The organism is Streptomyces sp. NPDC057617 (genome assembly GCF_042800555.1).
GTDB lineage: Bacteria > Actinomycetota > Actinomycetes > Streptomycetales > Streptomycetaceae > Streptomyces.
Genome location: NZ_JBHVGV010000004.1, coordinates 161,832 through 174,925 on the forward strand (window position 1 = coordinate 161,832; position 13,094 = coordinate 174,925).

General features: G+C 71.3%; 14 protein-coding genes and 3 pseudogenes. All 17 read left to right on the forward strand.

Annotated features, from left to right (window positions below):
• The first annotated feature begins 77 nt into the window (after window positions 1-77).
• The 17 genes and pseudogenes from ACFU9P_RS12245 (at window position 78) to ACFU9P_RS12325 (ending at window position 12,982) form a co-directional block, all read left to right on the forward strand.
• Window positions 78-737: a hypothetical protein gene (locus tag ACFU9P_RS12245; RefSeq protein WP_384079221.1), complete on the forward strand. Its 660-nt coding sequence runs from the start codon at window positions 78-80 to the stop codon at window positions 735-737.
• 107 nt (window positions 738-844) lie between these two features.
• Window positions 845-2,633, forward strand: a pseudogene (locus tag ACFU9P_RS12250) (type IV secretory system conjugative DNA transfer family protein).
• Complete coding sequence (locus tag ACFU9P_RS12255) at window positions 2,630-3,691, forward strand: hypothetical protein (protein WP_384079224.1); 1,062 nt, start codon at window positions 2,630-2,632, stop codon at window positions 3,689-3,691. Before ACFU9P_RS12250 ends, ACFU9P_RS12255 begins: the two are co-directional and overlap by 4 nt.
• Before the next feature lie 174 nt (window positions 3,692-3,865).
• On the forward strand, window positions 3,866-4,732 hold the full coding sequence (locus tag ACFU9P_RS12260; protein WP_384080029.1) for a hypothetical protein: 867 nt from the start codon (window positions 3,866-3,868) through the stop codon (window positions 4,730-4,732).
• A gap of 36 nt (window positions 4,733-4,768) precedes the next feature.
• Window positions 4,769-5,014, forward strand: coding sequence for a hypothetical protein (locus tag ACFU9P_RS12265; protein WP_384079229.1), 246 nt, complete (start codon window positions 4,769-4,771; stop codon window positions 5,012-5,014).
• Complete coding sequence (locus ACFU9P_RS12270) at window positions 5,011-6,186, forward strand: DnaB-like helicase N-terminal domain-containing protein (protein ID WP_384080032.1); 1,176 nt, start codon at window positions 5,011-5,013, stop codon at window positions 6,184-6,186. The genes ACFU9P_RS12265 and ACFU9P_RS12270 overlap by 4 nt, the downstream gene beginning before the upstream one ends.
• A 34-nt stretch (window positions 6,187-6,220) precedes the next feature.
• Entirely contained in the window at window positions 6,221-6,820 is a 600-nt protein-coding gene (locus ACFU9P_RS12275) for a hypothetical protein (RefSeq protein ID WP_384079232.1), read from the forward strand.
• 1 nt (window position 6,821) lies between these two features.
• Window positions 6,822-7,004 (forward strand): annotated as a pseudogene (locus ACFU9P_RS12280) (DNA methyltransferase); the annotation flags it as partial.
• Window positions 7,005-7,068: 64 nt separating this feature from the next.
• Window positions 7,069-7,407 (forward strand): annotated as a pseudogene (locus ACFU9P_RS12285) (DNA cytosine methyltransferase); the annotation flags it as partial.
• A gap of 252 nt (window positions 7,408-7,659) precedes the next feature.
• Window positions 7,660-8,001: a hypothetical protein gene (locus ACFU9P_RS12290; protein WP_384080035.1), complete on the forward strand. Its 342-nt coding sequence runs from the start codon at window positions 7,660-7,662 to the stop codon at window positions 7,999-8,001.
• A 153-nt stretch (window positions 8,002-8,154) separates the two neighbouring features.
• Complete coding sequence (locus ACFU9P_RS12295) at window positions 8,155-8,772, forward strand: DUF4913 domain-containing protein (RefSeq protein ID WP_384079235.1); 618 nt, start codon at window positions 8,155-8,157, stop codon at window positions 8,770-8,772.
• Window positions 8,769-9,527 (forward strand): glycosyl hydrolase, encoded by a 759-nt coding sequence (locus ACFU9P_RS12300; protein ID WP_384079238.1) that lies wholly within the window; start codon window positions 8,769-8,771, stop codon window positions 9,525-9,527. Before ACFU9P_RS12295 ends, ACFU9P_RS12300 begins: the two co-directional genes overlap by 4 nt.
• The gene (locus tag ACFU9P_RS12305; protein WP_384079241.1) at window positions 9,524-10,018 is read left to right on the forward strand and encodes a hypothetical protein; all 495 of its coding nucleotides are present in this window, start codon (window positions 9,524-9,526) and stop codon (window positions 10,016-10,018) included. The genes ACFU9P_RS12300 and ACFU9P_RS12305 overlap by 4 nt, the downstream gene beginning before the upstream one ends.
• The gene (locus tag ACFU9P_RS12310) at window positions 10,015-10,677 is read left to right on the forward strand and encodes a hypothetical protein (RefSeq protein WP_384079244.1); all 663 of its coding nucleotides are present in this window, start codon (window positions 10,015-10,017) and stop codon (window positions 10,675-10,677) included. Before ACFU9P_RS12305 ends, ACFU9P_RS12310 begins: the two co-directional genes overlap by 4 nt.
• Complete coding sequence (locus ACFU9P_RS12315; RefSeq protein WP_384079247.1) at window positions 10,674-11,501, forward strand: large ATP-binding protein; 828 nt, start codon at window positions 10,674-10,676, stop codon at window positions 11,499-11,501. The genes ACFU9P_RS12310 and ACFU9P_RS12315 overlap by 4 nt, the downstream gene beginning before the upstream one ends.
• Window positions 11,502-11,526: 25 nt before the next feature.
• Window positions 11,527-12,072 (forward strand): hypothetical protein, encoded by a 546-nt coding sequence (locus tag ACFU9P_RS12320; protein WP_384079250.1) that lies wholly within the window; start codon window positions 11,527-11,529, stop codon window positions 12,070-12,072.
• A gap of 73 nt (window positions 12,073-12,145) precedes the next feature.
• Window positions 12,146-12,982 carry a winged helix-turn-helix transcriptional regulator gene (locus ACFU9P_RS12325; RefSeq protein WP_384079253.1) on the forward strand — a complete coding sequence of 279 codons (837 nt, stop codon included), beginning with the start codon at window positions 12,146-12,148 and terminating at the stop codon, window positions 12,980-12,982.
• Window positions 12,983-13,094 lie beyond the last annotated feature (112 nt).

Here is a 13,094-nt window from a genome sequence, read left to right on the forward strand (position 1 = left end):
TCCGCCGCGCTCCTCGCCCACCCGGCATCACCCCGCTGATCACTACACCCACAGCCCCTACCGACCAAGGAGGACCAGTGCCCGAGTTTCACCCGACTATCGGCGACGCGATCGGCGCCGCCATGGCCCACAACATCCGGCTCGCCCACAGCAATGAACCCGCCACAGCCGCACCACCCAACAGGCCCGACCCGTACTCCGTGCCGGGAATGCTCCTCCGGCTCACCGAGACCACCGCACCCGCCGATGTAGCACGGATGGTCGAGGAGATCACCAGCCCCCTCTTCGGAGTCCTCCCCCAGGTAACGGAACTCGTCGCCACCACCGCCGACTGGACCCGGTCGCGGCTGAACTTCGACGGCCCCCTCCACAACCCGGTCTTCGAGGTGTGGCAGCGCCTCGCCGTCTGCACCTCGCTGCTGCAGGACGCGATAGAGGAACTGGACGACGCCTACGCCGGGATCGCCGCGTGCCCGGCCGCCCTCAGCGACCCCAAGCACCAGGACATGGTCCGCATCCTGCGCACCCGGGAAGGCGAGGACGACATCTTCACCACACCCGGCCAACCCCCGGCCGAGCCAACCGCCTTCCAGCACCCGCAGGCCGAGTCCACACGACAGCAGGCCGCCAGCGCCGCCTCCCCACGGGCCACCGCCCAGGGTGCCACTCCCTCCGCCACCGTGCACACCGGCACGCAGCCGCCCGCTACACCGACCCGCCCTCCCCGGACCCGATAACCCCCTCTGCCCGACCCGCCAGAACAGGAGCCACCCCCGATGACCAGCACAAGAGCGCCGCGCGCACCGCCCCCGCCCGCTGCCCGCCGCCAACTCCTGGATCAGCCATGCCCGCTCCGCGTACCAGCGCGCCCTCGTCCACCACCGGGACCGACGCGCTCCTCTACCTCCTCTTCGGCGTTCTCGGCGCCGCGACAGCCGTCGGTTCTTTCGCCTGGCTGACCGGCAACGTCACCAACCTTCTTGCCGGTACGGGCCCCTGGGCGCCCTACGCCGCCACCGACGCACTACTACGGCCCCACGAACTGTGGCCCCACCTGAGCCCCACCGCCCTGCTGATCGGCGCCCGGATCGTCCCAGGCCTGCTAACCCTCTCCCTCACTGTCACTGGGCTGGTCCTGTGGACACGGTGGCGGGGTCCACGCAACGGCCTTGCCCGTAGGGCCGATCTCGCGCCACTGCTGGACAAGCAGATCACCGCCAAGGCGAAAACCCTGCGGCCGAGTCTGTCCAGCCTCAAGGGGAATGAGATCGCACCGGCGGACCGGGGGATCCTCGTCGGCACCCTCTCGCCCGGCCGCGCCGAGGTCCGCGCCTCCTGGGAAAGACGTCCTCGTCGCGATCATGGCCCCCCGTTCCGGCAAGACGTCGGGCCTGGCGATCCCCGCGATCCTCGCCGCGCCCGGACCCGTCCTGCTGACCTCAAACAAGGCAGCCAACGACGCCTTCACCGCCACGGTCGACGTCCGCGCCGAGGTCGGCACGGTGTGGACGCTAGATCCACAGCAGATCGCCCACCACCCACGTCAGATGTGGTGGGACATCCTGGCCGACGCCCAGGATCTCGCCGGGGCGAAACGGCTGGCCGGGCACTTCGTCGCAGCCAGCGTGGACGAGTCCAGCGGCTCCGACTTCTGGTCCACCGCCGCCAGCAACACCCTCGGCGCACTGTTCCTCGCTGCCGCCGGCCACCACCGCCCGATCACCGACGTCCTCGCCTGGCTGGCCTCGCCAGCAGACCGTACTCCGGTGGACCTGCTCACCGATGCCGGCCACGACGCGGTCGCCGCCCAGCTCCAGGGCACCGTCAGCGGCGCCACCGAAACCCGGGACGGCATCTATGAGACCGCCCGCCAGTACGCGAGCTGCCTCCTCGACCCGGAGGTCGCCGCCTGGGTCACCCCCGCCAAGCACCTGCCCGAGTTCCGGCCCTCCGCGTTCGCCACCTCCCGCGACACGCTCTATCTGCTCAGCAAGGACGGCGGCGGTTCGGCCTCGGCGATCATCGCGGCAGCAGCGGATGCGGTGATGCGCGCGGCCGTGGTCGTGGCGGAGCGCTCGGGCGGGCGGCTCGACCCGCCCGCGCTGTGCGTCCTGGACGAGGCCGCCAACGTGTGCAAAATCAGCGATCTCCCCGACCTCTACTCCCACCTCGGCTCCCGGGGCGTCATCCCGATAACGATCCTCCAGTCCTACCGGCAGGGCCAGAAATGCTGGGGCGAGGCCGGGATGGACGCCCTGTGGTCCGCAGCCACCGTCAAGATCATCGGTTCGGGAATCGACGACAGTGACTTCGCCGACCGGTTGTCCCGGCTGATCGGCGACCACGACGTCCAGACCACCTCCGTCTCCACCAGCGAGAGCGGCAAGTCCACGTCGGTGAGCACGCGTACGGAGCGGATCCTGCCCCCGGACGCGATCCGGGCCCTCCCCAAGGGGCGGGCGCTGCTGTTCGCGACCGGTATCCGGGCAGCCATGCTGGACCTCCGGCCCTGGTACGACCAGCCTTCGGCGAAGACGGTCGGCCCGGCATCCGCCCGAGCGACGCAGGCCATCACCGAGCGGGCGATCGCCAAGTCCCTCAACAGCCGTGACGACTTCGGGCTGTCGGCATGAGCGTGTGGAACACCCCCGCCACCGACCGCGTCGCCGCCCTGCGTGAACAGGCCGCCCGGTACGGGGAGGAGTCTGCTGCCGGCCTCTCGGATCTGGAGCTGCTGAACGCGGCGTACGAGTCGGTCCTGCGCGAACAGATCGACACCCGCGACCGCTACATGAGTCTGCTCACCTCCCTGCGCCACCACGACGACGCGGTCCGTACCGCCGCCACCAGCGCGTTCAGGGACCACGCCGACCGCTACGCCCAGCACGCCGTACGTCAGCACATGCGCCCGTTCGACGCCCTTCTCTACCGCGTCGAGCAGCTTCCCGACCGCCCCGGCCCCCAGCAGATGGACGGAGTGCGCTCGGCGGCCGTACGGGTGCGGTTCGAACTGAAGGAATCCGGACCGGCAGAAGACCTCATCGACCCCGAGGGCGCGCGGCACACCCTGCGGACCCTGCGGCATGTCATCGGTGTGCTGGAAGCCCGGGAGGGACTGGACGCATCCGATGTCCTCGGGCTGGTCAAGAACGCGCTGAACGACGAGACGCTGATCGATCTGTTCACCGTCGCCGACCGCGGCACACCCGTACCGGCCGTGGAGCCGCCGGCCCCGCCGTTCGCAGGGCCCGGCTGGAGCGACCTGGGCGGCTTCTGGGCCTACCAGCCGGACGGCTCCGGCGCTCATGTGAAGGCGTATCCGATCGGTGAGGACTGGTACCTGGACCTGTGGTCCGCCCGCGGGCAGTTGCTCGCCTTCGGCACCGTACCCGCCACCGAAGTCGCCGCCCTCGCACCCGCACTGATCGCCCAGGCCGACACGTGGACCCGCGACCGGTCCGAGTACGCCTGGCGCCGCTTCACCGACACCGCCCAGGCCACCCGCACCGCTCCACGGCCCGGACAGGACACCGGCCAGGTGCCCGCCCCGGGAGCCTCCGCAGCCGCCCGGGCCCGCGCGGCCACTGTCTCCTCGCCCAACCGCCTGGCCGGCTCTGCCGCGAGCAGCCCGTCCTCGCCCCCGTCAGCCGCGCGCCCCGCGACGCCCGCCGCACCCCGCCACAGCCGCTGACCACAACGCGCCACGCCCCACTCCACACAGCAAGGACCCACCATGTCTTCCCTCACACCGGACGCAGCAGCATCTCTGGCTTCTCCTGAGCCGGTACCTCCTGCCCGTCCCGCTCCAGGCGGGGCTCCCGCGCTGCGCGTTCTTTCGCTCGGCGCCGGCGTGCAGTCGACCAGCCTGCTTCTCATGGCCGCCGAAGGGCACCTGCCCCGGCTTGATGCGGCGATCTTCGCCGACACCGGGTGGGAGCCGCGGGCGGTGTACGAGCACCTCGACCGGATCGAACGGGAGATAGCCGAGCCCGCGGGCATCCCGGTCCTGCGGGTCTCCTCCGGCAACATCCGTACGGACGCGCTGGATCCGTCGAAGCGGTTCGCGTCGATGCCGCTGCACATCCTCAACCCCTCGGGCGGCAAGGGCATGTCACGACGGCAGTGCACAGGTCAGTACAAAATCCGGCCGATCAAGGAGAAGGTCCGCGAGCTGCTCGGCCGTCCGCACCCGCAGCGTATTCCGGCGGGGGTGTTCGTCGAGCAGTGGATCGGTATCAGTGTGGACGAGTTCCACCGGGCAAAGGACGCCGACGTCGCCTACATGAAGAACCGTTTCCCGCTGATCGAACAGGATCTCTCCCGCGCGGACTGCCTGCGGCTGCTGCGCTCGCGCGGATTCGGCAGCACCCCCAAAAGTGCGTGCCTGGGGTGTCCGTACCACGGCAACGCCCAGTGGAGGGCCCTGCGCGACAGCTCCCCCGACGAGTGGCGCGACGTGGTCGAGTTCGACGCCGCCATCCGTACGGGCAACGCGCGGGCGACCGCCGAAGGCAAGCCGCTGCTGGGCCAGGCATATCTGCACCGCAGCCGCCGCCCTCTCGATGAGGCGCCGATCGACCATGTCACCGCCCACGAATGGGCCGCCCGCCAGAGCGACGTCTTCAACTCCATGGCCGATACGGAGCTGGAACTCGGTGAGCCGGACGGTTGCTCGCCCTGGTCCTGCCGCTCCGGCGCCCCCACCCAGGCCGACCTCGACCTCACCGCCTGACTCCCCATGTCTCCCCCATTTTCCAGGAGTTCTGCCGTGTCCTCGCCCACTCCTTCCGCTCCCACGCCGCGTTCCGAGCGGTTGGTCGGTTCGCCGGCCGTACGGTGCGACGGCCGGTGGTGGCTGGTCGGCAGCACCGGTTCGGTCCTCGCCACCGACCCGGACTTCACCGGCGAGCTGGACCGCCTCGCCACGGCGCTCGCCGCCGCCGACCAGGCCGTCGCCGACCTCCCCGACGAGCAGCACGAATCCTCCGCCTCTGGTCCACGGGGGCAGTGGTGAATCCGCTGCTGCGCGCCGAACAGGCGGTCCTCGGTGCGGTACTCCTCGACCCGGGCCAGCTCGCGCGCCTGGGCTGGCTGGCGCCGGAGCACTTCTCCCGGCCGGTCCACCGGGCCCTGTTCGCCGCGATGCGCACACTCCACACCAACGCCCACCCCGCAGTGTCAACCAAGGCGAAGGCAGTGGTGCCGTTGTCGTGGGTGACCGACACGGTCGCCGAGGCGAGCCGCCATGTCCGCGGGCTCACCGCCCCCTATGCCCACGTCCTGATCGCGGCGTGCCCCCGTTCAGGGAATGCTCCGCTGTATGGCCGGATGGTGCTCGAAGGCGCGATTCACCGCACCGTCACCGAGCATGCCGTCCGTCTGCACCAGGCCGCGCGCGCCGACGCGCTGCGGGGCGATGTCGAGGGGGCACTGCACCAGGCGGATGTCCTGGCCGGGGTGCTCGGCGATCTCGCACGCCGCTGGGGAACCGAACCACGCCCGCTCGCCCCAGCCGCGCCGCCGGCCACCGCAGCCGCCGAACCCCCGCTCGCCGGTACGGACGAGGTGGCCGAGGACGAACGATTCCTGCTGGCAGTCCTGACCGAACGGTCCGGGGCGATGAACGAGGTGGTTGGCTGGCTGCGGCCGGACGACTTCGCCGACCCCGCCCACGCCCACCTCTACCAGTGCCTGGGCGCACTGCATCACCGCGGCGAGCCCATCGACCGGATGACGCTCCTGTGGGAGGCCCAGCGACGCGGCCTGCTCGCAGACGGCACACTGACCGCCGAGCAACTCGCCGGGATCTGCGACGGCGTCGGTGCCGGCACCGCCGAGTGGCTCGGCGAACAGGTCATCCGTTCCTCGCTCACCCGCACCGCCGCCGAATCAGCCCGTGCCATCCGCGCGCTGGCCGAGAACGAAGCCTTGGCCCCGGGCCAGCTCATCAGCCATGCCCTGCACGCCCTCGGCCCGCTCGACAATGTCCGTGCCCGCTGGCAGAGCGCCAACGGCATCCCCGCGCCAACGCCCGCGCCAGCTCCGACCACCGGCGATTCCCCGCCGGCCCGGGTTCACGCCGCGCTCGCCCGCAGTACTCCGCGACCACCAGCCCGGCCCCCACAACGCTCCGGCGCCCTCCCCTCAGCGCCCGCCGCGCGTACCTCGTCACGGACCCCCATCTGAACCACCCGGCCCCTGTCCCGTCCGCCTCTCACCCTTGGAACACTCCGTGGTCAACACCCCCACCACCGACGCCCTGACCCTGCGGGACATGGCGTCCTCGTTCGACGCCCAGCGCGGCAAACTGCCCGTACCCGGCGACCCGCACCGCACGCCCGAACCCACCGCCATCTGCCGCCAGATCGCCGAACTCAGCTCACTGCTAACCCAGTTGAGCGACGAAGTCCTGCTCCGTGTCACCGCCCAGGACCGGGCGCCGCACAGCGACCGGGTGATCACCGCGTTCGCCTCCGCCGTCGAGCCCGCCGGCGAAGCCGTCGCCATCCTGGGCACGGTGAGCCACCAGCTCGCCTTCCTCGCCCAGATCGAACCGTCACACAACCATGCCGACGTACGCGAAGCACGGGAGGCGTCCGTCCACGTCCTGGAAGACTCGCTCGCCCTCGCCGAAGCTGCTCTGTACGACGCGGCCAACAGGCTGCACGCCGCCTCGACAACACTTCTGCCTCCGTCCGTACGGCTCCGGGCCGCCCTCAGCCGATCCCACAGCGCCGCCGACACAGCACCGTCACCCGCCGTCGGCGCGAAAACCGCTTCTGCGGCAGCGGGTTCCCCATCGGCTGTACGGGGCCGATGACATGGATACCAGCGCCTCGCACGGTCCACTGATCGGGTCGCTGTGCTCCGGGTACGGGGGCCTGGACCTCGGTGTGCAGGCCGCCCTCGGCGGCCGGGTCGCCTGGCACGCCGAGACCAGCCCCGACGCCTCCCGCATCCTCGCCCGTCACTGGCCCGGCGTGCCCAACCTGGGCGACATCACCACCGTGGACTGGGCCGATGTCAAGCGGGTGTGTGTCCTGACGGCGGGTTTCCCGTGTCAAAGACGTGTCGGTCGCCGGCCGCCGGGCCGGACTCAACCCCCGTACCCGCTCGGGGCTGTGGCTGCACGTCGCCCGTGCGGTCGAAGCCCTCCGTCCCTGCCTGGTGGTGATCGAGAATGTCCGCGGACTCCTCACCGCGCCCGCCGGTTCCCCTGGCGACGTGGAACTCTGCCCGTGGTGTCTGGGAGACGACCCAACCCAGCCTCCTCTGCGGGCACTTGGTGCCGTACTCGGATCCCTGGCCGACCTCCGGTACGACACACGATGGCTCGTGCTACGCGCCTCCGATGTCGGAGCCCCGCACCGCCGCGAGCGGACCTTCCTCACCGCCTGGCCCGCCGGACACACTCCTCAAAACCCCGACGAGCAACATCGGCAAGAACGGCGGCTCCCAGCACCCCGCCAAGAGGAAGAGCGGCGGCCACGGCCCAAATCTGGCGGACGAGGTGGAGTGGCTGCTGCCCACCCCGAAGGCGTCGGACGGGATCAAGGGCTCTCCGAACCAGCGCCACGGAAACGGCGACATGACACTCCCCTCCGCAGCGGCCTCGCTGCTGCCGACGGGCACACCCGGCCGCAGCCCGGGGAGCAGCCGATGTCCGCGGCTGTCTGCGGACGTCCTGCCGCTGTGGTCCGACACGAGCCCGGCGACGGAGGATCTGACGGGCGATGGGGACCGTACGGCGCCGCCATCACCCGATGGGAGACGCTCACCCGCCCGGCGCCACCGCCCACCGACGCGGGCGGGCGTCTGCGCGCGGAGTTCGTCGAGTGGATGCAAGGGCTCCCACCGGGCTGGGTCACCGCCACTGAGGGGCTCGGACGGCCGGCCCAGCTCACCGCGCTCGGCAACGGCGTCATCCCCCAACAAGCCACCCGAGCCGTGGAGTTGCTGGCCCCGCCGTTCCCGCGCTGCCCCCGCTGCACCGCCCGGTAGCCCTCTACTCCCTTTTTCCGGCCGGGCCAAATCCCGGAATCTGCGGATCCTCTTCCCCATGCCGCCTTCGAACCGATGGAGCACTGCCGTGACCTGCAGAAGAGCGCCGAGCGCCCCGTCCCGCCCTGCTCGCTCTCACTTCTTGGATCCGTCATGTCAGACCCCAGCACGACCGCCCCCGAACCCGAGCCGTTCCGCGTTCCCGACGAGGATCTCGACGACCTCGCCACCACGCTCGCCCGCACCATGGCCGAGGTCCGCCACCACGGCGTCATCCTCGACCGCCTCGGCACCGAACCACCCACCGAACCCACGATCGATCCCACGCCCCGGCCGACCGCCGCAGCCGAACCCCGCGCCGAGGACACCAGCGTCGGACAGGGCGACGGTCCGGCGTCCGTGTTCATCCTCGCGCTGGGCGGCGAGGTGTATGCCGCCGAGCTTTCGGCGCTCACGGACTGGGTGAATTACCTGTTCCTGCCGGTCTACGGGCGGGAGATCAGCACTACCCGTCCCTGGTGCGACCAGTGGCATGAGCATCCCGAGGCCGTCGCCCGCCTCCATGCGCTCTGGCTTGCGTGGCAGCAGCTCACCGATGCCGAGGCCGGCCTCTCCGGTCCCTCGACGTGGCACCGCGACCACCTCGACCAGACCCTGGTCCACCTGCGCGCCCCGGACGGGCCGTTCGCCGCCTGCACCACCAGCCCGGCCAGGCCCAACCACCGCCTCCTCGCCACCCCGGCACCGCAGATGGCGGGAGCGGTCCAGTGAGCGCCGAAGCCGACTTCTGTCTCGACGGCTTCGAGCCCGCCGACACCGACTCCGCGGAAGCGGAGCAGAGTGTGTGGGCCGGGGATCTCACGGTCCTGGCCGAACACCACACCCCCAGCGGATCGCACAGCTACCTCCTCGCCCACGACACCTCGGCCACCTGGGGTGTACCGGGCGAGCCACAGCTCATCGCCATCAAGATCAGCCGGGCTCCGGGCGACCGTACGTTCACCTTCGAGTGCGCCCCGCACACCGTCCTGGCCTTCGCCCAGAGCTGGCTCATCGAACGCGACTGCCCGCCCGACCTCATCACCCAGGTCACCACCGGCATCGCGCCCGCGGACGACATCACCGTCCAGACCGAGCGGAAGATCCGCGACGCGGCCGGCCGCTACGAGGTTCTCCACAGCGACACGGCGCCGGACTACCCGTACGAGACGTGGACCATGGCCCGCGATCGGCGTGCGGTACAGGACCCGGTCAGGGTGTTCCTGGAAGTGGACGGTCCCGGGACGGAGACGTACACCCTGCGTGAGGGCGCGTTCGCCGACGAGGAAGCGGCGATGGACTGGCTGTTCTACCGACACAGCCCCCTGCCCGAGTCGCCGGAGTACCACGCTGAGGCGGCGGCCCGCAGCCGCGCGGCGCTCACCCGCTCCACCGGCCCCACGGTTCCGTCGCAGCCCGAGGCAGCCCGCAGTGCCGCGCCGTCGACGAGCACGGCGGTACAGACGACGGTGTCGAGGCCGTTGTGAGCCGGGCCCGCTTCGCGTTCGCCGCGCACCCCGACGCCCTCACCGACCTGCGCCAACTCCCCGGCCCCATCCGCGACCAGGCCCTCCTCCACCTCCAGGACCTCGTCCACGGGGAACGCGTCGCCAAACGCCTGGAGGGCCGGCTCGAAGGGTTCCACAAGGTCTACCTCGGCACCGGCACCGCCTTCGCCTCACACCGCCTCGTCGTCCAGTTCCGCCCCGCACCCCCCGGCTCCCGCCACGCCCGCGAGGTGTACCTCGTCGCAGCCGGATCCCGCGAAAACTACGCCGTCTACCGCACCGCCCAGCTCCGTACGAACCGCACCGGCCTCAACCAGCCCGCCGACACCGGCCAGGCCGTCGAGGCACGGGTACGGGCCGCCCGGTCCCGCTCCCCGCTTGCGGGTGAGCAGACCCGGTTCACCTCCGCTGCTCGTACGGCATTCAGCACGAGCACTCCGGCCGCCGATCCCCGAAGGGCCCTGCGATGACTGCCGACCGTATCCCGCTGTCCCGCGCCGAACTGGCCGACCTGCTCACCGATACTGCGGAGAGGATCTCGGGCATCCTGGCCGCCGAGTACCCCACTCCCGCCGGCCGGTCCTACCTGCACCCCGTCCTCGGCGCGCTGGCCGCCGGCCCGCAGGTGATCGGCGAGCTGAACGACCGGCTCGAAGAGTTCTTCGACGAACCGCTCCCGGCTACTCCTGCCGGGCTGTTCACCCTCGCCTCCTACGCCTCCGCGCTCGGCTGGCTCACAGAGTCCCTCGCCGAACTGACCATCTCGGTCGACCAGATCTGCACCCGCGTCGGTCTCCCCACCGGGCCACCGGCCCCGGCCGACGTTCCGCCCAGCGCCGCCGAACCAGCCGAGTCGGGCTTCCAGTTCAGTTCGCCAGAGCTGACGGCCATCCGCACCGCTGCCGAAGCGGCCGGCCTCTCCGCCAGCGAGTACGTCGAGGTGCTGTCTCAGGCCCTGCTCGCCGCCTCCCGCATCACCGACGCCTGCACCGAAATCTCCAACGGGCTGCGCGAAGACGCGAAGTACGTCCTCGACGAGGTCACCGACCGCGTCCGGCTCGGCGACGGCCCCGACAGCCTGCCCACCCTCGTCCGCACCCTCCTGGCCCGAATGGAGACGGCCGAATGAACCCCCACGACGCGGCCAAACGGCCCGGTGCCCACCTGGTCACCGAGGAGTTCGGCGTTGAGGACCCCTGGGCGCTGAGCGACAACCGCCCGCTGAGCAGCCCGCTTGGCCTGGTCGGCAGGATGGTCGCCGAGGCCGCCTGCGACGTCGACGAGCTGCACGGCGAACTGACCCGCGCCGCCCGGTCCGCCATCGGACTGCTCGAACCCGTCGGGCGCGGTGAATTCGGCGGTACGCGCGTCGCCGACGCACTGCTGCGCACCGCTGTCCCGCAGATCGGGCAGCTCGTCGCGCGCCGGGACGCGGCCTACGAGCGGCTCGCCCAGTCCGTATCCGCGTACCGTCGTCTCCTGCCCGAGCCGGACGCCGGGCAGCCCTCGAAGGCGTCGGTCCACAGCCTGAACAAGGAACAGGATCCCGGCCGGGACGATGACTGGGCCATCTCAGGTGACCGCCAACTCGGGGCCCTTGAAGCCGTGGAGGCGGGCGGGCTCCGATTCCACCAGAGCGGGGTCCACGGTTACATCTACCTCTCCGACCGACGGGGCCTGCGCCCCAACCCGGAGGTCTGGCCCGAAACCGTCCAGCGGCTGGTCGCCGACGGGCTCCTGGACCAGGACACCAGCGAGGGACTGTACCGGCCTGGACAGCTCCTCTCGCTCACGCCGCAGGGCCAGGCGGCACTTCGCGATGCCCGTACGGCCACGCCGCGCGCATCCGCCGCCCTCAGCCGCAGCAACACCGCAGCGATCCCCAGCGCTGTCGCCGATCCAGCGATCGCACCCACAACAAGCGCGGCCACCAAGCCTTCCCGTTCCCGCTGATCTCCCCCACGAAAGGACGTCCCCCATGTCCACCGCGATCTACACACGCCGCCTGGTCGAGCACCGGTACGGCCGCCCGCTGGAGGAACTGCGGCGCGGCAACGCCTCCGGTCACTCCAACGACCCTGTCCTGCCCATCCTGCTGCGACGGCTCAGCGGCCTCGCCCAGACCGACGCCGATGCCCGATCCGCCCGCCGCAGCCTCGACGCGGCCTGGCAGCGCTGCCGCTCCGCAGAGCACGGCGTCGACGACCTGGTTCTCCGCTACGCCGCCCGCGTCGCGGACCTGGAACAGCGGGAAGCATCGCAGGCCGAGGCCCTCTGGGACCTCCTCGACGTCCACCTTCTGCTGCAACAGCCCACCCCCCTGGGTATCTCCGCCCGCAGGCGGGAGGCCGCCACGCCAGATGCCGACGACCTGATGGCCACCGCCCGCCAGGTCACCGCCGGCCTGCCCCGGCTCAACCGCGACACCCTGCGCCAGGCCCTGCACGACCGCGGCATCCACGCCAGCAACCGCCGCCTCGGCACGGTCCTGCACCGCCTGCGCACCGAGCGTCCCCGCCCGTAGTACCGGTCCCCGCCCCGGACTTGCTACGCGTCGGCCACACCGAACCTTCCCCACTTGACTTGGAGTTACCGCGATGACTAACGCCTCTCAGCCCGGCACTTCCCTGACCGGCTCCGTCGACGCCCAGGGAGTCGAGGACGCCCTGACGCTGATCGCCCCACGGTGGACGGCCTGGACCCTGCAGACCCTCGCACAGCACGGCAGCCCCATGCACGTGAGCGACATCGCCGCCCAGCTCCCGTTCGTCCACCAAAACGTCATCGGCAAGCGCCTGCACGAGATGCGCGGCGACGGACTGGTAACCCGTACCGACACCCGATACCGCGCTCCCTACCAGCTCAGCGTCCTCGGCCAGGCACTCGAACCGGTCCACCGTGCCCTGTCCGACTGGTCCCAGGCGCATATACCGCTCGGCGCAGCAGCCGACGCCGAACGCGCCGAAGACGCCGTACGCCGCCTGTACCTGCGCCATACGACCGCAGTGATCCAGGTCCTCGACACCGCCGGCCCGACGCGGTTCGTGCACATCGCCGAAATGGCCGGGCTGGACACCACCCTCGCCTTTCACCGGCTGAACCGGCTCCAGACCGACGGTCTGGTGACCCGGACCGGACCACGCCGCGGAGACCCCTACACCCTCACCGACGCGGGCCGTGCCCTCGGCCCCGTCTACGCCGCCGTCGAGCAGTGGAGCCATCCCACCGCTCCAGCACCTACCTCCGCCGCACCAGCCACGAGGGTCACTCGCACCCATACCGGGGCGCGGACAGAATCGCAGGACATACGTGCCGCAGCAGCGCTGCGCCGGACCACGGCCTCCCCGGGCGGCCTGTTCAGCCACGCCTCCCAGCCGCAGCCGCAGGTCCGAGCAGCCGTCACCGCGCAGCCCGCCCCACGCCGGGGCCGGTGACCCGCCCGCCATGGCAATCAGCGCCAGACCGGCATCCCCGCCATCCCTGCCGCCACCGTGCCCGCGCGCCGCCGTACCGTCCGTATCCGGCTGCGTGCGGGCCCGTGCCCCT